The organism is Kitasatospora sp. NPDC059827, from assembly GCF_042731675.1.
Classification (GTDB): Bacteria; Actinomycetota; Actinomycetes; order Streptomycetales; family Streptomycetaceae; genus Kitasatospora.
In genome coordinates this window covers 154,739-181,442 of record NZ_JBHWIV010000001.1, presented here as the reverse complement: position 1 = coordinate 181,442, position 26,704 = coordinate 154,739, and the positions used below count along the sequence as shown (strand labels likewise).

The window sequence follows — 26,704 nt, the reverse complement described above, 5'->3', positions numbered from 1 at the left end:
TGTGACGAACGCCCTTGGGTCCCGCAGCCCCATGGCCCCATGGCCCCGGCCCGCCCGGGGGCCGGCGTGGCAGCATGAACGACACCACCAGCGGGAAGCCGACCGAAGGAGCCTGGAGAAAGCGTGAGTGGCGAGCATGAGTGACCGGACCACCCGACCCGGGGGCGCCAACGGCTCCGGTGCGGAGCTGATCGGCCAGATCGCCGCGTCCATCCGGCGCGAACGCGAACGCAGCGGACTGTCGATGGCCGAGCTGGCCCGCCGCGCCGGCATCGCCAAGTCGACGCTCTCGCAGCTGGAGTCGGGCGCGGGCAACCCCAGCGTGGAGACGCTCTGGGCGCTGGGGGTCGCGCTGAACGTGCCGTTCAGCAGGCTGGTCGACCCGCCGCGCCCCACCGTCAAGGTGCTCCGGGCCGGCGAGGGCCCGGTGACCCACTCCGAGCAGGCCAACTACGCCGCCACGGTGCTCTCCTCCTGCCCGCCGAACGCCCGGCGCGACATCTACCGGATCGAGGCCCAGCCGGGCGACACCAGGGCGTCCGAGCCCCATATGCCCGGCACCGTCGAGCACGTGCTCATCGGCTCGGGCCGGGCCCTGGTCGGCCCGACCGAGACGCCGGTCGAGCTCGGCCCGGGCGACTACATCAGCTATCCCGGGGATGCCCCCCACGTCTTCCGCGCACTGGCCCCGGACACCCTCGCGGTGATCGTGATGGAACACATCTGACGGGTGACGGATAACAGATGACAGCTGACAGATTTCGAAATCTGTCAGCTGTCATCTGTTATCCGTTCGCTGTTCGCTGTTACTTCAACAGCCCGTCCAGGAAGGGGTTCCCGAACACCCGGTGCGGGTCGTACCGGTCGAGCGTGGCGACCGCCTCGTCCCAGCCGGGCCCGCCCCCGGCGCGCAGGCTGTCGGGAATGGCCCGGCCGATCATGTCCTGGTCGGCCCAGGCGGCGTCCGCCGTGTACGCCCACCCCTTGGACCACTCGACCCTCGCCCCGGCCCGGGTGCCGTCGAAGGTGCGCAGCAGCCACTGCTCCAAGTCCCGGGCGAAGCGCTCCAGTCCGGGCGTACCGGGGAAAGCGAGGACGTCGAGCCAGACCGCGGTGTCCCACTCCGGGCGGTCCGCCCGGGGGCGCAGCGCGGACAGCAGCGGCGGCCGGGCGCCGGGGACGCCGGAGTAGGACGGGTCGTCCAGGCCGGTGACCCGGATCTCCACCGCGCCGTTCACCGGGAACTCGCCCCTGGCCTGGTACTCGCCGAGCAACTGCCGGTAGTAGGCGGCGAATTCGCTGACCACCCACTGCAGGTCGGCGCGCTTGGTCAGGATCGCGTAGCCGTTGGCGGTGACCCGCAGCGTGGTGGGCCGGACGTACTGCAGCAGGGCGCGCGAGGGGCCCCAGAGGTCGGAGCGCAGGCCGCCGGCGAGCAGGTGGGTGATCAGGTCGCCGGTGAGCAGGTCACGCAGCAGCCCGCCGGAGAGCAGGACGTCGGTGAGGTCGCCGGTGAGCGCCACCTTGGCGACCAGGTACTGGAGTTGACCGAACAGCGGGGCCGATCCCCAGGCACCGGAGATGATTTGGCCGGCCAGTCGGGCGACCGGTTCCGGAATGCTGTCCGAGAAGGGGTAGTTGTAGGGCTGGTCGACGGCCCGGGAGGCGAGCGGCTTGCTCGGGGCGACGGTCCAGGTCTTGAGCCACGGGTAGTCGGTGTAGGCGAACCAGATCGCCTCGACCCGGCCGTCGCGCTCGACGAAGTCGGCGAGGGTGCGCGGGCCTCCGCCGCCGCCCAGCAGTCCGCCGAGCAGCCCGCCGCCCCCGGTGGGGGTGCCGGGGCGGGCAAACAGGTCGCTCGCCGGGATGTCCAGCCGGCTGACGCAGCGCAGCGGGCGGTCGGCTCCGACGCGCAGCACGACCTCGGTGAGGAAGGCGCGGCCGAGGTGCACCAGGAACGCGGCGCTGTCGGCCTCGGCGCGGTCGAAGGTGCGCAGCGCGTAGCGGCCGGTCGCCGGGTCGAGGACGACGGCGGTGAGCTTGACCACCTGGTTGCTGACCGAGCCGTAGCCGTGCCCGTCCGGGCGCAGTTCGCCGCCGGCGCCGGTGGCGGTGCCGTGGCCGCCGATGGCGAGCACTCCGCCGACGGTGAGGTCGCCCGGCGCCGGGCAGGCCGTCAGGCCGAGGCCGCGGTCGGACAGGTGGGTGAGCAGCGCGTCCATGCTCGCGCCGGTCTGCGCCCGCACGGTGGTCGGTGAGTCGGCGGTGATGGCCGTGAGGTACCGGTTGGTGTCCACGAGCAGGACGCGGGCGTCGGCCGGGGTGCCGTTGGCGACGGTGAGCGGGGCCCAGGTGTGCCGGTAGCCGGTGGCGCGCAGCCGCCAGCCGTTGGCGTGCGCCCAGTCGGCGAGGGCCGGGACCTCCTCGGGGGTGCGCGGTGCGCAGGTCCACAGCTGGTCGGTGCGGATCTCGCCGGACCAGTTCTGGAACACCCGCTGGTACAGCTCGGTGCCGGCGGGAAGGCCGGGCGGGACGGGCGTGGCCGCCTCGGCGCTGTCGGGGCCGATGGTGCCGCGCAGCAGCCAGGCGGCGCTGCCGAGCGCCGCGGAGGCGCCGAGCAGTTGCCGTCTGGTCAGGCCGCGGTGGGTGTCGTTGCCGTCGTGTTCTGTGGTCATCCGGTCCGCCCCCTGCGTCGGTTTCCCCGGGCCGGATAGCGGCGCTCCGGGGCGGTCGGAATCCGCCCGACCCGGTCAGGAGCGTACGAAGTGCCGTACGACCGTTTGAAGCGTTCCGGCCGGGATCTCACTCGTTCGAGTGATCATGGCGCGAACGGCCGAGGGCCGTCCACCCGGTGCGGCCGGCGGGGCGGGGGCGGCGTGGTTTCGGCGGTCGCCGAACTGTTGCCCGGCCGTCGGAGGGACGCATAGGTTGATCTTGACCATCGACTCCCCCGCCCGCCGGAGGCTCCGCCGTGTCCTCGTCCGCGCCTCCGTCCGCGCCTCGGTCCGTGCCGCTCGCCGACGTCCGCACCGCGCCCGCCACCCCCGCCACCCCCGCCGTCCCTGCCTCCGTCACGGTCACCGTCGCCCAGCCCGTCTGCGCCGCCCCCGGCCGTCCGGACACCCTGGCCGTCAACGCCGAACGGCACGCCGCGGCCGTCCGGGAGGCGGGGACCCGACTGGTGGTGTTCCCCGAGCTGTCCCTGACCGGCTACGACCTGACCGCCCCCGCCGCCGACCCGGCCCACGCCGAGGAGACCGCCGCCCTCGGCATCGACGCCTACGTGGCCTCCACGCTGTACGGTCCCGGACCCGCGCAGGCCGAGCGGCTCGCCGGGCACCTGCGGGAGCGGACCGGCGCGCACGCGGTCTGGGGCGTACTGTCCACCAGTGCCGGGGCCAGCGGCGAGTTCGCGGAGACCTCGGGCCGCTCCGGCGTGTGGGCCCCGGACGGCACGGTCGTCGGACAGCTCGGCGCCGAGCCGGGTGGGCTGCTGCGGGTGGAAATACCCGGGGCCCGCGAGCGGCTGTGGTGATCGGAAGTCCCGTGACCGGGCCGGACCGGCCCGTACAGGAGGTGCAGCGCGCGATGGGTGACGAGCGGGAGAAGCCGCAGGAGTACCGGATCGAGCACGACTCGATGGGCGAGGTGCGGGTGCCGGCGGCCGCGAAGTGGCAGGCGCAGACGCAGCGGGCGGTGGAGAACTTCCCGGTGTCCGGCCAACGGCTGGAGCGCGCGCACATCGCCGCGCTGGCCCGGGTCAAGGCGGCCGCGGCGCGGGTGAACGCCCGCCTCGGGGTCCTGGACGAGGAGACGGCCGGGGCGATCGCGGCGGCCGCCGAGGAGGTCGCGGAGGGCCGCTGGGACGACGAGTTCCCGGTGGACGTGTTCCAGACCGGTTCGGGCACCTCGTCCAACATGAACGCCAATGAGGTGATCGCCACCCTGGCCGGCGAACGGCTGGGGCGGCCGGTCCACCCGAACGACCAGGTGAACGCCAGCCAGTCGTCCAACGACGTGTTCCCGTCCTCGATCCACATCGCCGCCACCGCCGCCGTCACCCACGACCTGATCCCGGCGCTGGAGCACCTCGCGGAGGCGCTGGAGCGCAAGTCGGTCGAGTTCGCGCAGGTGGTCAAGTCCGGCCGTACGCACCTGATGGACGCCACGCCCGTCACCCTCGGCCAGGAGTTCGGCGGCTACGCGGCCCAGGTGCGGCACGGGCGGGAGCGACTGCTGGCGACCCTCCCCCGGGTCGCCGAACTGCCGCTCGGCGGAACGGCGGTGGGCACCGGCATCAACACCCCGCCCGGATTCCCGGCGGCCGTCATCGAGGAGGTCGCCCGGACCACCGGGCTGCCGCTGACCGAGGCCCGCGACCACTTCGAGGCGCAGGGCGCGCGGGACGCGCTGGTCGAGCTGAGCGGCCAACTGCGCACGGTGGCAGTCGGGTTCACGAAGATCGCGAACGACCTGCGGTGGATGGGCTCCGGTCCGCGCACCGGCCTGGGCGAGATCAACCTGCCGGATCTGCAGCCCGGTTCGTCCATCATGCCGGGCAAGGTGAACCCGGTGCTGCCCGAGGTGGTGCTGATGGTCGCCGCCCAGGTGGTGGGCAACGACGCGACGGTGACGCTGGCCGGCGCGAGCGGCAACTTCGAGCTGAACGTGATGCTCCCGGTGATCGCCCGCAACGTGCTGGAGTCGGTGCGGCTGCTGGCCAACAGCGCCCGGCTGCTGGCGGACCGGACGGTGGACGGCATCACCGCGAACGTCGAACGGGCCCGCGAGTACGCGGAGTCCTCGCCCTCGGTGGTGACGCCGCTGAACCGCTACATCGGGTACGAGGAGGCGGCGAAGGTCGCCAAGCAGGCGCTGGCCGAGCGGAAGACCATCCGCCAGGTGGTGCTGGAGCGCGGGTACGTCGAGCGGGGCGCGCTCACCGAGGAGGAGTTGGACCGGGCGCTGGACGTGCTGCGGATGACGCACCCGTAGCCCGGCCCGGCCCGGCCTCGTCGGCCGGTGCGCCGGGGCGCGGCGGGCACGAGTGCCCTCCGTGCCCCGGACGCGGGCTGCGGGGAAGGTCAGCCCTTGGCGCGGCCGGCCCGGCCGAGCCGCATCGCTGCTCCGTTCGACGTGATCGTGGCCATCGAGATCGCCGCGAGTCCAAGCAGGAACATCACGGCGCCGACGATGACGCAGGTGACGATGTTCTTGCCGTGCGCGACGGACCCGGAGACGGCCCAGGGAGAGATGATCGTCCAGATACCGAGCGCGGCGGCGGCCCAGGCCCTCGCGTGGGTGCGCTCGTAGGCCGAGCCGTAGCCGGCCATCAGTGCCGTGTAGGCCAGCCCGACGATCAGGCAGGTCACGGTCAGGGTGCTGAACGCGGTGAAGCCGACGATCCACGGCGATGCCGCGAGGAACAGGCCGGCCAGAACGGCCAGGGCTTCGACGCCCTGGGCGCGGGGGGTCGAGGTGACCCGCTCGTAGTGTTCCCGGAGTTCGACGATGTCCGGGTGGTGCTCCATGCCTGTCGGCACATGGGTTGCCACCGATACCACCTCCTGTGGTTTCGGACCATGGGAAGGGGCAAGCCCCGTACCTATTCTGGCGCTTCTCCAAGGTTTTGCACCTGATAGTCCGGAATGACCGATAACCATCCGATCACGCCGGTGACCTGCGTCTCAACACTCCGAGGGCCCATTGCCTATGCAACTCGTTGCATAGCAGGATGCTGGGCATGGCACTGGAGCACGCGATCCTCGTCTCGCTGCTGGAGCAGCCCGGCTCCGGGTACGAACTGGCCCGGCGCTTCGACCGCTCCATCGGACGCTTCTGGACCGCCACCCACCAGCAGATCTACCGGGTGCTGCGGCGGATGGAGGCGGACGGCTGGGTCGCCGCCGAGGAGGTCGCGCAGGACGGCCGCCCGGACAAGAAGGTCTACTCGGCAGCCGGGCCCGGACGGGCCGCGCTGGCCGACTGGCTGCGCGAACCGGTCGAACCGGAGACCGTACGGCACGAGCTCGCGGTCAAGATCCGGGCCGCCGCCTTCGACGACCCGGCCGCGTTGATCTCCGAGGTCGAGCGGCACCGCGACAGCCACGCCGCCCTCCTCGCCCGCTACCTGCACGGCGAGCAGCGGGACTTCCCCGACCTCACCGCGCTGGACACCCGGCAGGAGCTCCAGCACGTCGTGCTGCGCGGCGGCATCGAGTTCGAGCGGATGACCCTCGCCTGGCTGGACGACGTGCTCGCCACCCTGCGCCGGCTCGCGGAGGACGGACGGGGAACAGATCACAGATGACAAATAACAGATGACAGAGTTTGAAATCTGAAATCTGTTCGCTGACATCTGTCTTCTGAACTCTGTTCGCCGCCATCCGTCCACCCGCCCGCCGCACCCCGCCCCGCCGAGTCCTCACACCCTCGACCCCCTGGGAGCCCCCGATGCTCTTCAACCCGCGCACCTACGACCCCGCACAGTTCGACGAGCCGACCCGCCGGCTGCTGCGCGCGACCGTCGACTGGTTCGAGTCCCGCGGCAAGAAGGCGCTCATCGACACCTACATCGACCGCGCCTGGTACGGCGACTTCCTCGAATTCGCCGCCCGGGAGGGCCTGTTCGCGGAGTTCCTGACCCCGTCCGCGGCCGACGCCGACAAGCGCTGGGACACCGCGCGGATCGCCGAGCTGAACGAGATCCTCGGCTTCTACGGCCTCGGCTACTGGTACACCTGGCAGGTCACCATCCTGGGCCTCGGCCCGGTCTGGCAGAGCGAGAACGAGGCCGTCCGGGCCCGCGCCGCCAAGCTCCTCGCCGAGGGCCACGTGATGGCCTTCGGCCTGTCCGAGCGCTCCCACGGCGCCGACATCTACTCCACCGACATGATCCTCACCCCGGACGGCGAGGGCGGCTTCACCGCGACCGGCCCCAAGTACTACATCGGCAACGGCAACGTGGCCGGCCTGGTCTCGGTGTTCGGCCGCCGCTCGGACGTCGAGGGCCCCGAGGGCTACGTCTTCTTCGCCGCCGACAGCCGCCACGATGCGTACCACCTGGTCAAGAACGTCGTGAACGCCCAGATGTACGTCAGCGAGTTCCGCCTGGAGGACTACCCGGTCCGGGCCGAGGACGTGCTGCACACCGGGCAGGCCGCCTTCGACGCCGCGCTGAACACCGTCAACGTCGGCAAGTTCAACCTCTGCACCGCCTCGGTCGGCATCTGCGAGCACGCGATGTACGAGGCCGTCACGCACGCCCACAACCGGGTGCTGTACGGCCGCAAGGTCACCGACTTCCCGCACGTGCGGCGGGAGTTGACCGACGCGTACGCCCGCCTGGTGGCGATGAAGCTGTTCAGCGCGCGGGCCGTCGACTACTTCCGCACGGCCTCCGCCGAGGACCGCCGCTACCTGCTCTTCAACCCGATGACCAAGATGAAGGTCACCACCGAGGGCGAGAAGGTCATCGACCTGATGTGGGACGTCATCGCGGCCAAGGGCTTCGAGGCGGACACCTACTTCGACAAGGCCGCCAAGGACATCCGCGGCCTGCCGAAGCTGGAGGGCACGGTCCACGTCAACCTGGCGCTGATCCTCAAGTTCATGGGCAACTACCTGTTCGCGCCCGCCGAGTACCCGCCGGTGCCGACCCGGCTGGACGCCGCCGACGACGCCTTCCTGTTCCGCCAGGGCCCGGCCCGCGGCCTCGGCGCGATCCGCTTCCACGACTGGCGCGCCGCCTACGACCGGCACGCCCAGCTGCCGAACGTCGCCCGTTTCCGCGAGCAGGCCGACGGCTTCTGCGAGCTGCTGATCAAGCACGCGCCGAGCAAGGAGCAGCAGGCCGACCTGGACTTCCTGCTGGAGATCGGCCAGCTGTTCGCGCTGATCGTCTACGGCCAGCTGGTGCTGGAGCAGGCCGAGCTGACCGGCCTCGACGCCGATGTCCTGGACCAGGTGTTCGACGCGCTGGTCCGCGACTTCTCCGCGCACGCGACCGAGCTGCACGGCAAGGCCTCCGCCACCGAGGAGCAGGCCGCCTGGGCGCTGGCCAACGTGCGCCGCCCGGTGGCGGACGCCGAGCGCGCCGCGAAGGTGTGGGCGCGGGTCGAGGCGCTCTCGGGCGCGTACGAGATGCAGCCGTGACGCAGTGGTGACGCAGTCGTAGGTCCGGTGGGACCAGGACGACTCCGGGGGTGCCGGTCAGCGGACCGGCGCCCCCGGACGTCTCCGGCGCTCCCCCGTCGGGGGCGGGTTCAGCCGTCGCCGAGGCCCATGTCGCGGGCCCGGGCGACCGCCTCCGCGCGGGTCGCGACGTGCAGTTTCTCGAAGATGTGGGTGACGTGGTTGCGGACGGTCTTCTCCGCGACCACGAGCTCCCGGGCGATCCGCCGGTTGTCGTGGCCGCGCGCGACCAGGTCCAGCACCTCGGCCTCGCGGGCGGTGAGGTCGGGGAAGAGCTGCCCGGCCTCGCGCATCTTCGCCCCGGCCAGCAGCGCCGTGATCCGCCCGGCGACCTCGCCGCCGAACACCGCGCCGCCCGCGGCGACCGTCCGGACGGCGTGCAGCACCTCCTCGCGCCCCGCGCCCTTGACCAGGTAGCCGCGGGCGCCCGCCTGGAGCGCGGCGAGCAGGTTGCCGTCGTCGTCCGACATGGTCAGCATCAGCACCGGCGGGGACTGCTCCTGACCGGAGAGCCGGCGGACGGCCTCCAGCCCGGAGCCGTCGGGCAGGGAGAGGTCCATGATCACCACGTTCGGGCTGTTCCGGGCGACCGCGTCCGGGACATCGGCGACCCGCTCGGCCTCGGCCACCACGGTGACGCCCTCGGCGCTCTCCAGCGCCGCCTTGAGCCCCTCCCGGAAGAGGGGGTGGTCGTCGACGATCAGTACTCGAACGGGTGCCGCCCCGCCCGCCGGACCGGAGGGTGCGACCAGCTGGTGTTCATCCACCCGGCCGACACTAGCAGCGGCGATCACGTGACTCTCCGTGACATGCCCGGGGGTCGTCCGCACGGCGGGGGTGGCGCCCACCGCGGTCCCGCCCGGAATGCGTGACCGCTGCCTCAGGCGACCGGGACACCGGGCCGACCAGACTGGGACCGGACACCCTGGGGACGAGGCGCCGGCGGACCACGACGCGGCCGGCGGAACACCCGCTGTCGAGAACCGAGGTGGTGCCATGATCACGGTCTCCTCTCCCCCGCGCCGCACCCGGGCCGAGCGGCAACTGACCGCCGCCGCGGTCGTCACCGCGCTCTGCTTCGTCTCCGCGACGGTGTGGATCTGCTACGTGCTCGTCCACCTCGGCGAACCGGGCGTCTCCCACCCCCGCGACGAACTCGCCATCCTGGTCTACGCCCTGCCGACCGCCGGGGCCGGCATGCTGCTCCACGCGCACCGCCCGGGCAGCCCGCTCGGCTGGGTGATGCTCGTCTACGCGCTCACCAACATCCTCCCCCGGGTGGCGGCCGCACCGCTCTGGGTCGAGGTCCGCGACCCGGGCATCGCCGGCGCCGTGCTGGCCTTCGACACGGTGCTCAGCGCGGTCAGGACGACGCTCATCTACGCGCTGCCGCTCTGGCTGCCGAGCGGACGGCTGACGACGCGGCGATGGTGGTGGTTCATCGGGGCCGTCGGCGTGTGGGTGAGCGCCGAGGTGGCCCAGGGCCTCGCCGACCCGACGACCTACGGGCGGACCAATCCGCTGGCCGACAGCCCGCCGGCGCACCTCGCCGTGAGCGTGGTCGACGGACTGGGCGGCCACGACCTGCTGATCAGCGAGTGCGTGCTCGGGTTCGTCACGCTGGTCCTGCTGTCCCGGCTGCTGCGGCCGGCGGCCGTCCCGGGGCGCGACGCGGCCGAGACCCGTCGGCACCGGCTGCGGGTGGCGGGCATGCTCGGGGCGTACGTGCTCTGGGTCGCGCTGCAGGACTTCTACATGCGCAACCGCGCCGACCACTACTGGCTCAGCTACTGGCTGTTCACCGCGGCGGGGGCGGTCTGGGCCGTCGCGATCGGCTTCCTGGTGATCCGGGACCACGGCTGGCGGCTCGACCGGGCGGCCCGCAGCGTCCTGATCGGGCTGTTGCTGGGCACCGGCGTCACCGGACTGTTCGTGGTGGCCGCCGCCGCACTGTCCAACTCGCTGCTACCGGGGCGCGGTGGGGCCGCCCTGCTGCTGATCGCCCTGGTGTACGCGCTCGGCGCCACCCTGCCGAAGGCGGCGCGACGGGCCGTCGCCGTGGTGGACCGGCTGTACTACGGCGAACGCGCGCAGCCGTACCAGGTGCTGCGCACGCTCGCGGGGCGGGTGCGGCAGGTCGTCGACCCGGAGCAGCTGCCGGCGGCGCTGTGCGCGACGGTCGCCGAGGAACTCAAACTGCCCGGCGTCACCCTGGCCGTCACCACCCGGGCCGGACGGCGCACGCTGGCCACCGCCGGGCGGCTGAACGGCCGCAGCCAGGGCTTCGCGCTCGTCCACAACGGGCTGCCGATCGGCGAGTTGACCGTCGGGCTGCGGACGGGCGAGGAGCGGCTGGCGGCGACCGACGTCGACATCCTGCGCTCGCTCGCCGACCAGGCCTCGCCCGCCGTCGCCTCCCTGCAGCTCCAGGAGGACCTGCTGGCCAGCCGGGAGCAGATCATCGCCGCCCGGGAGGAGGAACGACGGTGGCTGCGGCGGGACATCCACGACGGGCTCGGACCGGCCCTGGCCGGCCTGCGACTGCGGGTGGACAACGCCGCCTCGACGGCGGACGGCGGGCTCGCGGACCCGCTGCACACGGTCTCCGAGGGCCTGGGGATGGCGATCCAGGAAGTCCGCCGGATCACCGACCGGCTCGGGCCGGCGCCGCTGGGCGAACTCGGACTGGCCCGGGCGGTCCGGCAGCTGGCGGACAACTTCAGCGGGGCCGGGCTGACCGTGACGGTCGAGGTCTCGCCGGAGCCGCTGCCGGAGCTGGCGGCGGCGGTGGAGGTCGCGGCCTACCGCATCACCGCGGAGGCGCTCAACAACGTGCTGCGGCACGCCCGGGCCCGGACCGTGCGGGTGGCGCTCCGGGTGGACGACGAGGCGCTGACCCTGACCGTGCAGGACGACGGGGTCGGGTACCGGGAGACGGAGTCCGTCGACGAACCGCCGGGCGGTGGGGTCGGCCTGCGGTCGATGGCCGACCGGGCGGCGGAGATCGGCGGCCGCTGCACCGTCGGACCGCTGCCCCAGCAGCACGGCACGCAGGTGCTGGCGGTGCTGCCGCGCTCGGCGGCGGCCAACCGGTAACGGGCTCGGAAGTGGCGGGCCCGGGGGTGGCGGGCGAGCGGGCGAGCGCCGACGGATAACAGCTGACAGATAACAACGAACAGCTGACAGATGTTGAAATCTGTCAGCTGTTCGCTGTTATCTGTCAGTCGGAAGAGGGGCGGCGGGGGTGAGCTACTGGCCGGGCCCGCATCCGAACGGGCAATCCTTCGGCGTGACCGTGCCGGACTTCGACTCGGAACGCCCGGTCGACTCCGAGACGGAGCCGGAACAGGCCTTGCGCAGTGCCAGGGCTGCCGCGATCACGCCCGCCAGCACTCCGGCCGTACAGATCACCCTGGTCGCAGTCGTCGAGGCAGTCGCGGTGTTCGTGGACATGAGGTGGTACTCCTGATTCTTCCGAGCGGCCGATCCGATCGATCAATCGCTCTGCCCACCACTGTGCGGACGGGCCTGACCCGTTTGCATGGGTTCGAGGTCCTGTTCAGGTCCCAGAACCGCGCCGACCCGGCCGCGCACGGCGGCCACCGGCCCGCCCGCACCGGCCCGCAGGACGTACCGCTCACCGGCCCGGAGGTAGACCAAGTCACCTGGGAACAGGGGCACTTCGCGGTCGTCCAGAACGAGGCGGGCGTCGGCGCCGGAGAGCAGCACCAGGAACGTGTCCACCGCGGCCACGGCGTACGGCCCGTGCTGCCCGCCGGGGGCGAGGAGCACGGTGTCGACGGCGATCCGCCGGGCGGACCGGACGGGCCCGAGGGCTCGCGAACCGCCGCGCTGGGCGGGGATGTCGGCTACGGACAGGACCGGCCGGACGGTGAGCACGGCGGTCGGTGCGCCGCGCACGGCGGTGAGCCGGTGACTGCTGCCGGGCGGGTGGTGCAGCGCCTCGCCCGGGGACAGGATCCGGCCGCCCGCGGACAGCCGTCCGGCCAGCACCACGGTGACCGACTCGACCGACTCGCACGGGAGTTGCTCGACCAGGACGCCGGGCGGCAGGGTCTCGACGGTCAGCGCGGCACGGACGGCCGGACGGCGCTCGGGGTCGATCAGCCGCTGGAAGACGGGCGCGGTGCGCGGGACGGCAGCAGGGACGAGGATCACAAGTGGCTCCCGGAGAACGGTGAAGGTCAGGGCCGGTCGCAGCGTTCGGCGCGGCGGCGGGCGAGGGAGGCCCGGGTGCCGGCGCGGTGGCGGGGCACGGCCAGGGTGAGGCAGAGCAGTTCCGCGCCGAGCGGGCCGGCCTCGATCCGCAGGGTGCGGCCCTTGCGGGCCAGCAGCAGGTCGCCGTCCGAGGCCAAGTGGTCCGGCTGGTCGGCGAGTTGCCCGATGACGGCGGCGCCCCGCAGGACGTGCAGCACCGTCTCGGCGTCGGGCCGCCCGGGCAGGACGTGATGGGCGCCCGGGCTCAGCCGCAGGTGGTCGAAGGCCTCGCAGGCGCTGGCGAGCATGGCGCGACGGGCCAATGAGCGGATCCGGACCCGCTCCCCGTTCGGGCCGAGCAGGACCATGGCGGAGCCGGTGTCGGTGGTGACGATCACCTCTGGTCACCTTCTTCGGGTTCTTCGGGTTCTTCGAGGTCTTCGAGGTCTTCGGGTTCTTCGGTGGAGGTTTCGGCTTCTCCGGCGGACGGTTCGGCGGCAGGCTCGGCGGACGGTTCGACGGCCGGTTCCGCGGACGGGGGGGGCGGCCAGGACGGCGTGGAAGTACTCCAGTCCGGCCGTTCCGGCGGTCAGGACGGTCCGCGCGCCGAGCGGGAGCACGACGGCGGTGCCCTCGACCAGCGGCAGGCCGGTGTCGGCGCGCTCGGGGTGGTCGGGGTGCACGGCGTGCTCCGGCAGGGCGGCGAGGCCGGAGCCCGCGGTGACGTACAGCGCGTGCTCGACGCCCTCGGCGATCACCTCGGCGCTCCGTCCCGGTTCGAGCCACTGCAGGCCGACGGCGCGCAGCGGTCCCGCGAGCAGGCCTCCGGGGTCGACGGCGCAGCCGCGGCGGCGCAGGTCGGTGATGACGGTGCCCGGCATCTCGGACGCTCCTTCGGTGTGCTGGGCGGGCTCTGCGGACCGCCTCTGCGCACCACGTTCCGCCGCCCGCCGTCCCGGTCGCACGGGGGTGTCGTCCCGTCCCGTTCCCGGCCGCGCGGCCGTACCGTCCCGGGCCCGTACGCGCGAAGTCCCGGGCGGTGCCCGTCGCGGTCCCGGACCGGTGGCCGCGACGGTCCTATCCCGGTCCCGCCCCTGTCCCACGGGGCCCGCACAGGCCCCCGTACAGACCCCGCGCAGACCCCTTGCGGCCCCCGTACGACCCCAGCAGGCGGCCCGCCGGACAAGCCCCACCCAGCCCCGCAGCGACGCCCGGAGGGACGCCCGGGACCGGTGTACCGGACCGGCGTACGGTGGAACCCGGAGGCCGTGGAATGCACGTCACCGGAACCCCCTTCACCGACCGCAGAGAGGCGGGCCGCCGCCTGGCCGGCCGGCTCGGCCACCTCGCCGGCCCCGGCACCGTGGTGGTCGCCCTGCCCCGGGGCGGCGTACCGGTGGCGGCCGAGGTGGCGGCGGCGCTCGGTGCGCCGCTGGACATCTGCGTGATCCGCAAGCTGGGTGTGCCGTACCAGCCCGAGCTGGGCATGGGGGCGATCGGTGAGGACGGCGTCCGGGTGCTGAACGAGCAGGTCATCCGGCTCGCCGGGGTGGGTGACGGGCAGCTGGCGCAGGTGGAGCGGCGCGAGCGCGCCGAGTTGGAGCGCCGGGCGCTGCGCTACCGGGGCGACCGCCCGGCGGCGGACCTGCGCGGGCGCTCGGTGGTCGTGGTGGACGACGGCGTCGCCACTGGCTCGACCGCCCGGGCCGCCTGCCGGATCGTCCGGGCGCGCGGGGCGGCGCGGGTGGTGCTGGCCGTCCCGGTGGCGCCGCGGGACTGGACGGAGCGGCTGTCCGAGGTCGCCGACGAGCTGGTCTGCGTCGACACGCCGTCGCCGTTCTTCGCGATCGGCGAGTTCTACGCCGACTTCACGCAGACCGGCGACGAGGAGGTGCTGCGGCTGCTGGCCGAGGCCCGGCGCGAACCACCCGACAGGGAGCCACCCGACGGCGAACCGCCCGACAGGGAGCCACCCGACGGCGAGCCCCCCAACGGCGAACCGCCCGGCGGGGACGGCATCGACCGCGAGCTGCCGCTGGCCGTCGCCGGGGTCCGGCTGACCGGCCGGCTGACCGTGCCGGCCGGGGCGCGCGCGGCGGTGGTCTTCGCGCACGGCAGCGGCAGCGGCCGGCGCAGTCCGCGCAACCGGCACGTCGCCCGGCACCTGAACCGCCGCGGGCTGGGCACCCTGCTGTTCGACCTGCTCGCCGAGGCCGAGGAGCCGGACCGGCGCAAGGTGTTCGACGTCGCCCTGCTCGGTTCTCGACTGACCGCCGTGACCGAGGAGCTGGGGCGCACCGAAGGGGCCCGCGGGCTGCCGCTGGGGCTGTTCGGCGCCAGCACCGGCGCGGCCGCCGCGCTGTACACGGCCGCCGAACTGGGCCCCGCGGTACGTGCCGTAGTCTCCCGGGGCGGGCGGCCGGACCTCGCCGGGCCGGACGTGCTGGCCCGGGTGGACGCGCCGACGCTGCTCGTGGTCGGCGCGCTGGACACCACCGTGCTGGACCTCAACCGGCGGGCCCTGGCCCGGCTGGGCGGCGCGGGCGAGCTGGTGGTGGTGCCGCGCGCGAGCCATCTGTTCGAGGAGCCCGGCACCCTCGACCAGGCCGCTGAGCTGGCCGGGGACTGGTTCCTGCGCCACCTCCCGCCCGCCGACGGGCCCGGCCCCGAGGACCGGTAGGTGCGGCTGCGCAGAATTCGGGCGATGACCGCCCGGAGGCAGCGCATTTTGCGCAGCCGAAGCCGGGATTTCCTGGCCAGCTTGTACACATTGAGCAGTGAAAAACCGACCTGTTGCCCAACCCCCACGACAGGAGCAAGCTCTCCGCAACCGCACCGCCCACCCGTCGCCGTGCGGCCGCGATCCACGCGATCCGACCCGGCGGGCCGCAAGGCCCCCGAACACCCCCGGAAGCCTCAACGCCGAGGCCCTGACTGGAGGAACGAGCGATGACCCCGCAGTCCCACGCCCTTGAGCTGACCCCCGAGGAGCGCGAGGCCGGCCTCGACGCCGACCAGCTGCGCCGCCTCGTCGGCCTCGTCGAGCACGACCAGGCCTCCGACCCGTTCCCGGTCACCGCCCAGGACGCGGTCGTCTTCGTGGTCGGCAACGCCACCCAGACGGCCCAGTTCTACCAGGTCGTGTTCGGCATGGAGCTGGTCGCCTACTCCGGCCCGGAGACCGGCCGCCGCGACCGCAAGGCCTATGTGCTGCGCTCCGGCTCCTGCCGCTTCGTGATCAAGGGCGGTGTCCAGCCGGACAGCGCGCTGCTGGACCACCACCGCCGGCACGGCGACGGCGTGGTCGACCTCGCCCTCGAGGTCCCGGACGTCGACAAGTGCATCGAGCACGCCCGGGCCAGCGGCGCCACCGTCCTGGAGGAGCCGAACGACGTCTCGGACGAGAACGGCACCGTGCGCCGCGCGGCCATCGCCACCTACGGCGAGACCCGCCACACCCTGATCGACCGCTCCCGCTACCAGGGCCCGTACCTGCCGGGCTACGTCGTGGCGAAGAGCGGCGTCACCCGCCCGGAGGGCACCCCCAAGCGCCTGTTCCAGGCCCTCGACCACGCCGTCGGCAACGTCGAGCTGGGCCGGATGGACGAGTGGGTCCAGTTCTACAACCGGGTCATGGGCTTCGTGAACATGGCCGAGTTCGTCGGCGACGACATCGCCACCGAGTACTCCGCCCTGATGTCCAAGGTCGTCGCCAGCGGCAACCACCGGGTGAAGTTCCCGCTCAACGAGCCGGCCATCGCCAAGAAGAAGTCCCAGATCGACGAGTACCTGGAGTTCTACACCGGCCCCGGCTGCCAGCACATGGCGCTCGCCACCAACGACATCCTCACCACCGTCGACGTGCTGCGCGCCCGCGGCGTCGAGTTCCTCAACACCCCGGACGCCTACTACGACGACCCGGAGCTGCGGGAGCGCATCGGCAAGGTGCGGGTGCCGATCGAGGAGTTGAAGAAGCGCGGCATCCTGGTCGACCGCGACGAGGACGGCTACCTGCTGCAGATCTTCACCAAGCCGATCGGCGACCGCCCGACCGTCTTCTACGAGTTCATCGAGCGGCACGGTTCGCTGGGCTTCGGCAAGGGCAACTTCAAGGCGCTGTTCGAGTCCATCGAGCGCGAGCAGGACCGTCGCGGCAACCTGTGAGCGTCGGCCTACCCTGATTGACGGCGGCCCTGACGGACGTTCGAGGCGTCGAGGAGGAGCACGGAGATGACGTACTACCGGCAGCTGGGCAGCATCCCGCCCAAGCGGCACACCCAGCACCGCACACCCGAAGGCGGGCTGTACTACGAGGAGTTGATGGGCGAGGAGGGATTCTCCTCCGACTCCTCGCTGCTCTACCACCGGGGCATCCCCTCGGCGGTGGTCAACGCGGTGCCGTGGGAGCTGCCCGACCAGTCCACGGTGCCCAACCATCCCCTGCTCCCCCGCCACCTCAAGCTGCACGAGCTGTTCGCGGACCAGGAGTGGAAGTCCGCGGACGTCGTCGGCAGCCGCCGGCTCGTCCTCGGCAACGGCGACGTGCGGATCTCGTACGTCGCCGCCGGGGCCCCGAGCGAGCTGTACCGCAACGGGCTCGGCGACGAGTGCGTGTACGTGGAGTCCGGCGCGGGCACGGTCGAGACGGTCTTCGGCTCGATCGAGGTCGGCCAGGGCGACTACGTGATCATCCCGCGCGCCACCACCCACCGCTGGGTGCCGACCGGGGACGAACCGCTGCGCGCCTACTGCATCGAGGCCAACAGCCACATCACCCCGGTCAAGCGCTACCTCTCCAAGTACGGGCAGCTGCTGGAGCACGCGCCGTACTGCGAGCGGGACTTCCGCGGGCCGGTCGGGCCGCTGGTGGTCGACGCCGACGGCGACGTCGACGTGCTGGTCAAGCACCGCGGCCCGAACGGGGTCTCGGGCACCCGCTACACCGTGCCGCACCACCCCTTCGACGTGGTCGGCTGGGACGGCTGCCTGTACCCGTACGCCTTCAACATCCGGGACTTCGAGCCGATCACCGGGCGGATCCACCAGCCGCCGCCGGCCCACCAGGTGTTCGAGGGCAACAACTTCGTGATCTGCAACTTCGTTCCCCGCAAGGTGGACTACCACCCGCTGTCGATCCCGGTGCCCTACTACCACGCCAACGTGGACAGCGACGAGGTGATGTTCTACTGCGGCGGCGACTACGCGGCCCGCAAGGGCTCCGGCATCGCCCAGGGCTCGATCTCACTGCACCCCGGCGGGCACACCCACGGGCCGCAGCCGGGCGCCTACGAGCGCAGCATCGGCGCGGAGTTCTTCGACGAACTGGCCGTCATGGTGGACACCTTCCGCCCGCTGGAGCTCGGCGAGGGCGGGCGGGCGAGCGAGGACGCCAACTACGCCTGGACCTGGGCGGGTCGGGGGCCCGCGCGATGAGCGCCGACGGCTCGCCGGCACAGGCTTCGCCGGTCCCGGAGCTGTTCCGCGGCCTCTTCGACGACGCGGCGGTGTTCCCCCCGGGGAACCTGCCGGTCGTCGAGGCGGTGCCCGCGCACCGCGTCCACCGCACGGCCTGGTACGCCGACGCGGTCGGCCCGTTCCTGTGCGGGGCGGGCCGGTTGGGCGAACTGGCCGCGGCGGTGGCGGGCACCGGGCCGCTCAGGGTCGGGCTCGTGCTGCCGGGGGGCAGCGCCGAGCTCGGGCCGGCGCTCACCGCCGCCGCACCGTTCGAGCTCGCGGGCGTCGAACTCGCCACCCGGGACGTGCGGGAGGCCGTGGCCGAACTGGACCGGCTGCTGCCGCCGGACGTGCCGGCCGCCGTCGAGCTGCCGCGCGAACTCCTGCGCGGGGACGGCCTGGAGGAGACCCTGGACGCCCTGGTCGACAGCGCCTACCGGGCGAAGTTCCGCACCGGCGGGGTCGTCGCGGAGGCCTTCCCGGACGAGGACGAACTGGCCGCCTTCCTCACCGGCTGCGCGCAGCGCGGCCTGCCGTACAAGTGCACGGCCGGACTGCACAACGCCGTCCGGCACACCGACCCGGTGACCGGCTTCGAGCACCACGGCTTCCTCAACGTGCTGCTCGCCGCCCAGGAGACCGACCGCGCGGCAGCCGCCGCGGTCCTGGCCGAACGCGACGGCGGGGTACTGGCCAAGGCCGTCCACGCCCTCACCGGGCACCAGGTTACGGTGATCCGCAACTCGTTCACCGCGTTCGGCACCTGCAGCGTCGCCGAACCCCTGGACGACCTGGCCGCGCTCGGCCTGCTGTCGCCCAGTCCACTCCTCCAGGAGGACCGTTGAGCACCCCCCGCAGCTGGCTGGCCAGCGCCCAGGACTCGCCGTTCGGCGTGCACAACCTGCCGTACGGCGTCTTCACCGCGGCCGACCGGCCCGGGCGGCGCCGGATCGGCGTGCGCGTCGGGGACTTCGTGCTGGACGCCGGGGCCGCCGCCCGCGCGGCCGGGGCGCCGTCCGTCCTGCTGGACGCGGACTCGCTCAACCCGCTGATGGCGGGCGGTCGTTCGGTGTGGACGCAGGTGCGCGCCGACCTCACCACCTGGCTCACCGACGAGACGTTCCGGGAGGCGCTGTCGCCGGCGCTGCTGCCGGCCGACGAGGTCGAACTGCACCTGCCGTTCGAGGTCGCGGACTACGTCGACTTCTACGCCTCCGAGCACCACGCCACCAACTTGGGCCGGATCTTCCGCCCGGGCTCGGAGCCGCTCACGCCCAACTGGAAGCACCTGCCCATCGGTTACCACGGGCGGGCGGGCACGGTCGTGGTCTCCGGCACGCCGGTGGTGCGTCCGCACGGGCAGCGCAAGGCGCCCGCCGACGCCGCCCCGAGCTTCGGGCCGACCCGGCGGCTGGACATCGAGGCCGAGGTCGGCTTCGTCGTCGGCACGCCGACCGAGCTGGGCCGACCGGTCGCGCTGGACGACTTCCGCGAGCACGTCTTCGGTGTCTGCCTGCTCAACGACTGGTCGGCGCGCGACATCCAGGCCTGGGAGTACGTGCCGCTCGGCCCCTTCCTGGGCAAGTCCTTCGCGACCTCGATCTCGCCGTGGATCGTGCCGCTGGACGCCCTCCAGCACGCCCGGGTCACGCCGCCGGAGCGCGACGTCGAGCCGCTGGCGTACCTGGACGACCGCGGCGGCGAGGCGTGGGGCCTGGACCTGGCCATGGAGGTCCGACTGAACGGGCACCTGGTGTCGCGGCCGCCGTTCGCCTCCATGTACTGGACGGCGCAGCAGCAGCTGACCCACATGACCGTCAACGGCGCCTCGCTGCGCACCGGCGACCTGTTCGCCTCGGGCACGGTCAGCGGGCCGGAGCCGGACACCCGCGGCGCGCTGATCGAGCTGACCTGGAACGGCGAGGAGCCGCTCAAGCTGCCGGACGGCACCACCCGGACCTTCCTGGAGGACGGCGACGAGGTCGTCATCACGGCGACGGCCCCGGGACCGGACGGCGTGCCGGTCGGCTTCGGCGAGGTCTCGGGGCGGGTGCGGGGCTGACGGCTCGGCAGCTGACAGCCGACAAGTAACAGCTGACAAGTAACAGATAACAGACGACGGATAACAGCTGACAGATTTCATCATCTGAAATCTGTCAGCTGTTCATTGTTCGCCCACCCCGCCCTGTGCCCGCTCCGCCTGTGCCCGCCCCGCCTACAGCCCGGCGCCGCCCGTGGCGTCGATGACCCGCCCGGTGACCCAGCGCGCATCGTCCGAGGCCAGGAAGGCGACGATGTCCGCGATGTCCTCCGGCTGCCCGACCCGGCCGAGCGCGGCGAGCGAGGCCGCGTGCGCCTCCGCCTGCGGGTTGCCGCGCAGCCAGCCCGCGTTGACGTCGGTGTCCACCACGCCGGGCGCGACCGAGTTCGCCGTGATCCCGCGCGGGCCCAGCTGCTTGGCCAGGTTGAGCGTGAAGGTGTCGAGCGCGCCCTTGGTCGCGCCGTAGGCGATGATCTCCGGCATCGCGAGCCGGGCGGCCCCGCTGGAGACGTTGATGATCCGGCCGCCGTCCCGCATCCGCTCCAGCCCGTGCCGCACCACGAAGAACGGCGCCCGGACGTTCACCGCGAACACCTCGTCGAAACCCTCCTCGGTCAGTGTCGCGAGGTCCGAACTACGCCCGATCCCGGCGTTGTTGACGATGATGTCGACCCCGCCGCCGGACGCGTGCGCCCCGACCTCCGCATCGAAGGCGGCCCAGAGCGCGGCCGCGTCCCCGTGCCGCCCCAGTTCGGCGCGCAGCGCGAAGGCCCGCCCGCCGTCGGCCCGGATCCCGTCGACCACCTCCCGTGCCGCCGCGTCGTCCCGGGCGTAGCCGACGGCGACGACGGCACCGTCCCGTCCGAGCCGGCGGGCGATCGCCCGGCCGATCCCCCTGCTGCCGCCGGTGACCAGCGCCACCTTGCCCTCGAGTCCGTACCCACCCATGACCGAGCCCTCCTGCCGCGTCCACATTTCTTGATCGATCGCTCAAGAAAGAACCTAGCACACACTTCTTGAGCGACTGCTCTAAAATTCGATCCATGACCGAGGCAGCGACACCCGACAGCGCACCGGCGGCCGGCCCGGCCCCCCGCCCCCGACGCGGACGGCCACCCGCCTTCGACCGGGACGAGGCCCTGTCCGCCGCGACCCGGCTGTTCTGGGAACGCGGATACGAGGCCACCTCCGTCACCGACCTGACCACCGCCATGGGCATCCGCCCCGGCAGCCTCTACGCCGCCTTCGGCGACAAGCGCTCGCTCTTCGAGGAGGTCGTCCGCCGGTACGGGCAGTCCCCGGTCGGCGCGTTCGTCGGCGTCGCGCTGGCCGAGGAGACCGGCGCCCGGGCCGCCTTCGCCCGGATCCTGCGCGAGGCCGCCGCGATCTACCCGGACCCGTCCCACCCCGCCGGCTGCCTGGTGATCAGCGCCGCCACCAACGTCACCCCGCAGGACGCCGGGGTCCAGGCCCTCCTGCGCGACCTGCGCAACCGGAACCGGCAGGTCTTCGAGGATCGGCTGCTCGCCGCCCGGCAGGACGGCGAACTGCCACCCGGGACCGACCCGAAGGCGCTGGCCGGGTATCTCGCCACGGTCATCCAGGGGATGTCCCAGCAGGCCCGCGACGGCGCCACTGCCGAGGAGCTCGGCGGAGTCGCCGAACTCGCCCTGCGCGCCTGGCCGTAGCCACCACCTGCCGTGGCCGCCCGCCACGACCCCCCACCACGACCGTCACCCCTGCCACCCCACCGGAGCCCCACCGAGGGCCCACCGGGGCCCCGCAGGCCCGGACGGCCTCGTGATCACAACGCCCCCACCGCCCCGGTACGGTGGACCGCGGCAGGCGAGATCACCGAGGGGACGGGAGCGGTTCCGATGAGCGCAGCGGCGGCAGAGACGGCAGCGGTCCAGGAGGTCCACGTGGCCCAGGAGGTTCCGGAGGTCCAGGCCGTCCTGGACGGCGACGGCGGCCTCGGGCGGATCGTGCTCAACCGCCCGCGGGCCCTCAACTCCCTGACCCACGGCATGATCACCGCCATCCGGGCGACGCTGGACGACTGGGCCGCCGACGACCGGGTGCGCGCCGTCGTCCTGACCGGCGCCGGTGAGCGCGGCCTGTGCGCGGGGGCGGACCTGCGCGCGATGCACGCCGACGTCACGGCCGGCGGGGCCGGCACCCGCGCCTTCTTCCGCGACGAGTACCGGGTGAACGCGCTGATCGCCCGCTACCCGAAGCCCTTCGTCGCGGTCATGGACGGCATCACCATGGGCGGCGGCATCGGCCTGTCCGCCCACGCCGCGGTGCGGATCGTCACCGAACGCTCCGTGATCGCGATGCCCGAGACCCGGATCGGGCTCACCCCGGACGTCGGCGGCAGCCTCCTGCTCGCCCGCACCCCGGGCGAGTTCGGCACCCACCTCGGGCTCACCTCGGCCTCGATCGGCCCCGCCGACGCGCTGCTGTGCGGTTTCGCGGACCACTTCGTCCCGTCCTCCCGCCTGCCCGAGCTGCTCGACGCCCTCGCCGGTGGCACCGATCCGGCCGCGACCGTCGCCGTCCACGCCGAGCCCGCGCCGACCGCCGGAACCACCGGAACCACCGGCCCCGCCGGTTTGGCCGCGCAGCAGGAGTGGATCGACGCCTGCTACGCGGCCGACACCGTCGAGGAGATCGTCCGGCGCCTGCTCGACTCCGGCGTGCCGGAGGCGAAGGAGGCCGCCGAACTGCTGCTCGGGAACTCCCCCACCGCCGTCAAGGTCACCCTGGCCGCACTGCGCCGCGCCCGTACGCTGCCCTCGCTGGAGGCCGCGCTCGACCAGGAGTACCGCATCTCCTGCGCCGCGCTGGACCGGCCGGACCTCGCCGAGGGCATCCGTGCCCAGGTGATCGACAAGGACCGCGATCCGCAGTGGTCGCCGCGCACGCTCGCCGAGGTGACGGAGGCCGAGGTCGCGAGCTTCCTCGCCCCGCGCGAGGGCGACGAGTTGGGCCTCGCCTGAGCCGCCCACCCCTCACCGGAACGGCTACCCCCGCCGGAACACCTGCCCCGAAACGCCTGCCCTCGCCGGAACACCGACCCCCCCCGGAACGCCTGGAGAACGCCATGACCCATCCGTTGCCGACGCGGGCGGCCACGCCGACGCCGGACGGGGGCACCGACCCGCTGTCCCGGGTCCCGCTCGGCGAGCAGGTGCGCGGGCTGCTGCTGGAGGGCCTGCTCGGCGGTCGCTGGCAGCCCGGTGACCGGATCGTCGAACGGCGTCTGGCGGCCGAGTTGAACGTCAGCCAGGCGCCGGTGCGCGAGGCGCTGCGCTCGCTGCAGACCCTCGGACTGCTCGACGCGGAGCCCAATCGGGGCGTCCGGGTGCGCGAGATCGGCCCGGCGGAACTGCGCGAGGTCTACCTGGTACGGGCGGCGCTGGAACGCCCGGCCGCCGAGGCCGCGGTGGTCCGGCTGGCCGGTGACACCACCGCACTGGAGGGGCACGCCGAACGGATGGCGAGCGCCGCGGCGGCCGGTGACACCCTCGGGCAGGCCCGGCACGGGGTGGCCTTCCACCGCGAGATCGTCGCCGCCTCGGGCAACGGGACACTGCTGCGGACCTGGGAGGGCCTGGGTGTGGAGGTCTGGACGGTGCTGTCGCTGCACCGGGTCCGGCCCGAGCTGCACGAGAACGCCGCCGACCACCTCCCGCTGATCGAGGCCTTCCGGCGGCAGGACCCGGAGGTCGGGCGGCTGCTCGCGGAGCACGTCCTGGAGTACGCCGACCGCTCCCACTGAGCACCGGCCCCGGCCCCGCTCGGCGTCTTTTCACCCCCATATTGTTCGCACAAGGATGATCGATCATCGAGCACACTACTCGCCGGTAGCGGTTGACGCGCCGCCCCGCCAGTCCCTACCGTCCACAGTGAGTTCCATTAGGAGAAACACTATTCCGCATCACGGAATAAGTGCCCTGAGGCAACCGGTAAAGGGGAACCACCCGTGTCCCAGCTCGACCAGCTTCACGACCAGGACCCCGAGGAGCTCGCGGAGTGGCGCGACTCGCTCGACGCCGCCCGCGACTTCGGCGGGCCCCACCGCGCCGCCCACCTGCTGCGCCGCCTCGTCGAACACGCCCAGCTGCGCCGCCTCGACATCCCCCCGCTCCTGGACACCCCGTACGTCAACACCATCCCCACCGCCGCCGAACCCGAGTTCCCCGGCGACGAGGAGATGGAGCGGCGGATCACCGCCTGGAACCGCTGGAACGCCGCCGCCATGGTGACCAGGGGCAACCACCGCGGCGGCCTCGGCGGGCACATGGCCACCTACGCCTCGGCCGCCTGGCTGTACGAGGTCGGCTTCCAGCACTTCTTCCGGGGCAAGGAGGCCGACGGCTCCGGCGACCAGCTGTACGTCCAGGGCCACGCCGCCCCGGGCGTGTACGCCCGCGCCTTCCTGGAGGGCCGGCTCACCGAGGCCCAGCTGGACCGCTTCCGCCAGGAGACCGGCGGCGACGGACTGCCCTCCTACCCGCACCCGCGCCGACTGCCCTGGTTCTGGGAGTTCCCCACCGTCTCGATGGGGCTCGGCCCGCTCTCCGCGATCCACCAGGCCCGTTTCAACCGGTACTTGACCGCGCGCGGGATCAAGGACACCTCCGGCTCGCACGTGTGGGCCTTCCTCGGTGACGGCGAGATGGACGAGCCGGAGTCCACCGCCGCCCTCGCCCTGGCGGCACGCGAGGGCCTGGACAACCTCACCTTCGTGGTCAACTGCAACCTCCAGCGCCTGGACGGCCCGGTCCGCGGCAACGGGAAGATCGTGCAGGAGCTGGAGCGCCAGTTCCGCGCGGCCGGGTGGAACGTGGTCAAGTCGCTGTGGGGCGAGGCCTGGGACGAGCTGCTGGCCCGCGACACCGGCGGCGCCCTGGTCCGCCGGCTGGGCGAGGTGCCGGACGGGCAGTTCCAGACCTACGCCGCCTCCGACGCCCGCTACATCCGCGCGCACCTCTTCCACGACGACCCCCAACTGCGCTCCCTCGCCGACTCCTTGGACGACCGACGGCTCGCCGAGATCGTCGCCACCTCCCGCGGCGGCCACGAGCCCCGCAAGGTGTACGCCGCCTACCGGGCCGCCCTGGAGCACCGGGGCGCCCCCACCGTGGTGCTGGTGCAGACGGTCAAGGGCTGGACCCTCGGCCCCGGCTTCGAGGCCCGCAACGCCAACCACCAGATGAAGAAGCTCTCCGGGGCGCAGTTCCGCGCCATGCGCGACCTGCTCGAACTCCCCATCCCCGACAGCGCCCTGGACGCCGAGCTGGTCCCGTACGCGCACCCGGGCCCGGACTCGCCCGAGGTCCGGTACCTGCGTGAACGACGCGCCGCGCTCGGCGGCCCCGCCCCGGCCCGCCGGGTGCGCTTCACCCCGCTGCCCGAGCTGCCCGCCAAGCCCTTCGAGACACTGTTCAAGGGCTCCGGCACGCAGGAGATCGCCACCACCATGGCCTTCGTCCGGCTGGTCAAGGACCTCGTCCGGGACAGGGCCACCGGCCACCGCTGGGTGCCGATCGTCCCGGACGAGGCGCGCACCTTCGGCATGGAGTCGCTCTTCCCGACCGCCGGGATCTACTCCCCGCTCGGCCAGACCTACGACCCGGTCGACCGCGACCAACTCCTCCACTACAAGGAGTCGGTGAGCGGCCAGATCCTCAACGAGGGCATCACCGAAGCCGGTTCGATGGCCTCACTGACCGCCGCCGCGACCTCGTACGCCACCCACGGCGAGCCGGTCGTCCCGTTCTACATCTTCTACTCGATGTTCGGCTGGCAGCGCACCGCCGACCAGATGTGGGCGCTGGCCGACCAGTTGGGCCGCGGCTTCCTGATCGGCGCCACCGCCGGGCGCACCACCATGACCGGCGAAGGCCTGCAACACGCCGACGGCCACTCCCCGTTGATCGCCTCCACCAATCCGGCCGCGCTCTCCTACGACCCGGCCTTCGGCTACGAGGTCGCCGTGATCGTCCGCGAGGGACTGCGCCGGATGTACGGCCGCAGCGAGCAACACCCGGACGGCGAGGACGTGTTCTACTACCTGACCGTCTACAACGAGCCACTGCCCCAGCCCGCGCTCCCGGACGGCCCGGCGGCCAGGGACGGAGTGGTCGACGGCATCCTGCGCGGGCTCTACCGCTACCGCGCGGCCGACGCCGACGACCTGCCCACCGACGCGCCGAGACTCCAACTCCTCGCCTCCGGAACCGCCGTGCACTGGGCGCTCGCCGCACAGCGGCTGCTCGGCGAGGAGTGGGGCGTGGCGGCCGACGTCTGGTCCGCACCGTCCTGGACGGAACTGCGCCGGGAGGCGCTCGACTGCGACGCCGCCAACCTGGCCCGGGCCGCGGCCAGCACCGGTGCGGCGGACCGCGTCCCGTACGTCACCCGGGCGCTGGACGGGGCACCCGGCCCGGTGCTGGCGGTCAGCGACTGGATGCGCGCGGTGCCGGACCAGATCCGCCCCTGGGTCGAGCAGGACTGGACCTCCCTGGGCACCGACGGGTTCGGCCTCTCGGACAGCCGGGCGGCCACCCGGCGGCACTTCGGGGTGGACGCCGAGTCGGTCACGGTCGCCGCGCTGGCCGCACTGGCCCGCCGGGGCGAGGTCAAGGCCGAGACCGTACGGCAGGCCGCAGAACGGTACGGCGTCCGGTTCTGAACCCCCCGCCACGCTGGTGACCGGCGTCTCGCATGCCAAGACTGGCGCGCGACGGGGCGCGTCGTAGATCGTTGGGTGGTCAGGGCGCGCCCCTA

The 26,704-nt window shown here is 73.0% G+C and carries 23 protein-coding genes; 16 read left to right on the top strand and 7 right to left on the bottom strand.

Annotated elements, in window-relative coordinates; all coding sequences use genetic code 11:
* Nucleotides 1-136 precede the first annotated feature (136 nt).
* On the top strand, nucleotides 137-727 hold the full coding sequence (locus ACFV8H_RS00750; protein ID WP_380395891.1) for a helix-turn-helix domain-containing protein: 591 nt from the start codon (nucleotides 137-139) through the stop codon (nucleotides 725-727).
* 79 nt (nucleotides 728-806) lie between these two features.
* Here ACFV8H_RS00750 and ACFV8H_RS00745 read toward each other — a convergent pair whose 3' ends face one another.
* Nucleotides 807-2,675: a cholesterol oxidase substrate-binding domain-containing protein gene (locus ACFV8H_RS00745; protein WP_380395890.1), complete on the bottom strand. Its 1,869-nt coding sequence runs from the start codon at nucleotides 2,673-2,675 to the stop codon at nucleotides 807-809.
* Between the two features lie 332 nt (nucleotides 2,676-3,007).
* Here ACFV8H_RS00745 and ACFV8H_RS00740 point away from each other — a divergent pair, with 332 nt between their 5' ends.
* Both ACFV8H_RS00740 and ACFV8H_RS00735 read left to right on the top strand, forming a co-directional pair.
* Nucleotides 3,008-3,535 (top strand): hypothetical protein, encoded by a 528-nt coding sequence (locus tag ACFV8H_RS00740; RefSeq protein WP_380395889.1) that lies wholly within the window; start codon nucleotides 3,008-3,010, stop codon nucleotides 3,533-3,535.
* Nucleotides 3,536-3,588: 53 nt separating this feature from the next.
* A complete protein-coding gene (locus ACFV8H_RS00735) occupies nucleotides 3,589-4,995 on the top strand; it encodes a class II fumarate hydratase (protein WP_380395888.1) in 1,407 nt (468 codons plus the stop codon).
* 89 nt (nucleotides 4,996-5,084) lie between these two features.
* On the opposite strand, the gene ACFV8H_RS00730 is transcribed toward ACFV8H_RS00735, so the two are convergent.
* Nucleotides 5,085-5,555: an SPW repeat protein gene (locus ACFV8H_RS00730; RefSeq protein WP_380395887.1), complete on the bottom strand. Its 471-nt coding sequence runs from the start codon at nucleotides 5,553-5,555 to the stop codon at nucleotides 5,085-5,087.
* Nucleotides 5,556-5,743: 188 nt separating this feature from the next.
* Between ACFV8H_RS00730 and ACFV8H_RS00725 the strand changes: the two genes are divergently transcribed.
* The gene (locus ACFV8H_RS00725; RefSeq protein WP_380395886.1) at nucleotides 5,744-6,310 is read left to right on the top strand and encodes a PadR family transcriptional regulator; all 567 of its coding nucleotides are present in this window, start codon (nucleotides 5,744-5,746) and stop codon (nucleotides 6,308-6,310) included.
* Nucleotides 6,311-6,453: 143 nt separating this feature from the next.
* Complete coding sequence (locus tag ACFV8H_RS00720) at nucleotides 6,454-8,154, top strand: acyl-CoA dehydrogenase family protein (protein ID WP_380395885.1); 1,701 nt, start codon at nucleotides 6,454-6,456, stop codon at nucleotides 8,152-8,154.
* Between the two features lie 110 nt (nucleotides 8,155-8,264).
* On the opposite strand, the gene ACFV8H_RS00715 is transcribed toward ACFV8H_RS00720, so the two are convergent.
* On the bottom strand, nucleotides 8,265-8,960 hold the full coding sequence (locus ACFV8H_RS00715; RefSeq protein WP_380395884.1) for a response regulator: 696 nt from the start codon (nucleotides 8,958-8,960) through the stop codon (nucleotides 8,265-8,267).
* Nucleotides 8,961-9,189: 229 nt separating this feature from the next.
* Here ACFV8H_RS00715 and ACFV8H_RS00710 point away from each other — a divergent pair, with 229 nt between their 5' ends.
* Together ACFV8H_RS00710 and ACFV8H_RS00705 are read left to right on the top strand one after the other, a co-directional pair.
* Nucleotides 9,190-11,289, top strand: a complete 2,100-nt coding sequence (locus ACFV8H_RS00710; RefSeq protein ID WP_380395883.1) for an ATP-binding protein — start codon at nucleotides 9,190-9,192, stop codon at nucleotides 11,287-11,289.
* Nucleotides 11,290-11,437: 148 nt separating this feature from the next.
* Nucleotides 11,438-11,662 (top strand): hypothetical protein, encoded by a 225-nt coding sequence (locus ACFV8H_RS00705; RefSeq protein WP_380395882.1) that lies wholly within the window; start codon nucleotides 11,438-11,440, stop codon nucleotides 11,660-11,662.
* A 26-nt stretch (nucleotides 11,663-11,688) separates the two neighbouring features.
* On the opposite strand, the gene ACFV8H_RS00700 is transcribed toward ACFV8H_RS00705, so the two are convergent.
* The 3 genes from ACFV8H_RS00700 to ACFV8H_RS00690 are packed head-to-tail and all read right to left on the bottom strand — an operon-like array spanning nucleotide 11,689 to nucleotide 13,292.
* A complete protein-coding gene (locus ACFV8H_RS00700; RefSeq protein WP_380395881.1) occupies nucleotides 11,689-12,372 on the bottom strand; it encodes a hypothetical protein in 684 nt (227 codons plus the stop codon).
* Nucleotides 12,373-12,398: 26 nt separating this feature from the next.
* Nucleotides 12,399-12,809 (bottom strand): hypothetical protein, encoded by a 411-nt coding sequence (locus ACFV8H_RS00695; protein WP_380395880.1) that lies wholly within the window; start codon nucleotides 12,807-12,809, stop codon nucleotides 12,399-12,401.
* Between the two features lie 6 nt (nucleotides 12,810-12,815).
* Nucleotides 12,816-13,292 (bottom strand): hypothetical protein, encoded by a 477-nt coding sequence (locus tag ACFV8H_RS00690; protein ID WP_380395879.1) that lies wholly within the window; start codon nucleotides 13,290-13,292, stop codon nucleotides 12,816-12,818.
* Nucleotides 13,293-13,684: 392 nt separating this feature from the next.
* Here ACFV8H_RS00690 and ACFV8H_RS00685 point away from each other — a divergent pair, with 392 nt between their 5' ends.
* The 5 genes from ACFV8H_RS00685 to fahA all read left to right on the top strand — a co-directional run bounded on the left by ACFV8H_RS00685 (nucleotide 13,685) and on the right by fahA (nucleotide 19,927).
* Nucleotides 13,685-15,091 carry a phosphoribosyltransferase family protein gene (locus ACFV8H_RS00685; RefSeq protein WP_380395878.1) on the top strand — a complete coding sequence of 469 codons (1,407 nt, stop codon included), beginning with the start codon at nucleotides 13,685-13,687 and terminating at the stop codon, nucleotides 15,089-15,091.
* 269 nt (nucleotides 15,092-15,360) lie between these two features.
* Nucleotides 15,361-16,575, top strand: coding sequence for a 4-hydroxyphenylpyruvate dioxygenase (gene hppD, locus ACFV8H_RS00680; RefSeq protein WP_380395877.1), 1,215 nt, complete (start codon nucleotides 15,361-15,363; stop codon nucleotides 16,573-16,575).
* Between the two features lie 66 nt (nucleotides 16,576-16,641).
* Nucleotides 16,642-17,844: a homogentisate 1,2-dioxygenase gene (locus ACFV8H_RS00675; RefSeq protein ID WP_380395876.1), complete on the top strand. Its 1,203-nt coding sequence runs from the start codon at nucleotides 16,642-16,644 to the stop codon at nucleotides 17,842-17,844.
* On the top strand, nucleotides 17,841-18,710 hold the full coding sequence (locus ACFV8H_RS00670; RefSeq protein ID WP_380395875.1) for a hypothetical protein: 870 nt from the start codon (nucleotides 17,841-17,843) through the stop codon (nucleotides 18,708-18,710). Before ACFV8H_RS00675 ends, ACFV8H_RS00670 begins: the two co-directional genes overlap by 4 nt.
* Entirely contained in the window at nucleotides 18,707-19,927 is a 1,221-nt protein-coding gene (gene fahA / locus ACFV8H_RS00665; protein WP_380395874.1) for a fumarylacetoacetase, read from the top strand. Before ACFV8H_RS00670 ends, fahA begins: the two co-directional genes overlap by 4 nt.
* Nucleotides 19,928-20,080: 153 nt before the next feature.
* Here the strand turns inward: fahA and ACFV8H_RS00660 are convergent, their stop codons facing one another.
* Nucleotides 20,081-20,854, bottom strand: coding sequence for an SDR family oxidoreductase (locus tag ACFV8H_RS00660; RefSeq protein WP_380395873.1), 774 nt, complete (start codon nucleotides 20,852-20,854; stop codon nucleotides 20,081-20,083).
* Between the two features lie 95 nt (nucleotides 20,855-20,949).
* On the opposite strand from ACFV8H_RS00660, the gene ACFV8H_RS00655 reads away from it, so the two are divergent.
* The 4 genes from ACFV8H_RS00655 (at nucleotide 20,950) to aceE (ending at nucleotide 26,609) form a co-directional block, all read left to right on the top strand.
* Nucleotides 20,950-21,594, top strand: coding sequence for a TetR/AcrR family transcriptional regulator (locus ACFV8H_RS00655; RefSeq protein ID WP_380395872.1), 645 nt, complete (start codon nucleotides 20,950-20,952; stop codon nucleotides 21,592-21,594).
* Between the two features lie 234 nt (nucleotides 21,595-21,828).
* Nucleotides 21,829-22,908 carry an enoyl-CoA hydratase/isomerase family protein gene (locus ACFV8H_RS00650; RefSeq protein ID WP_380395871.1) on the top strand — a complete coding sequence of 360 codons (1,080 nt, stop codon included), beginning with the start codon at nucleotides 21,829-21,831 and terminating at the stop codon, nucleotides 22,906-22,908.
* Nucleotides 22,909-23,012: 104 nt separating this feature from the next.
* Nucleotides 23,013-23,690: a GntR family transcriptional regulator gene (locus tag ACFV8H_RS00645; protein WP_380395870.1), complete on the top strand. Its 678-nt coding sequence runs from the start codon at nucleotides 23,013-23,015 to the stop codon at nucleotides 23,688-23,690.
* Between the two features lie 204 nt (nucleotides 23,691-23,894).
* Nucleotides 23,895-26,609 (top strand): pyruvate dehydrogenase (acetyl-transferring), homodimeric type, encoded by a 2,715-nt coding sequence (gene aceE / locus ACFV8H_RS00640; protein WP_380395869.1) that lies wholly within the window; start codon nucleotides 23,895-23,897, stop codon nucleotides 26,607-26,609.
* Nucleotides 26,610-26,704 lie beyond the last annotated feature (95 nt).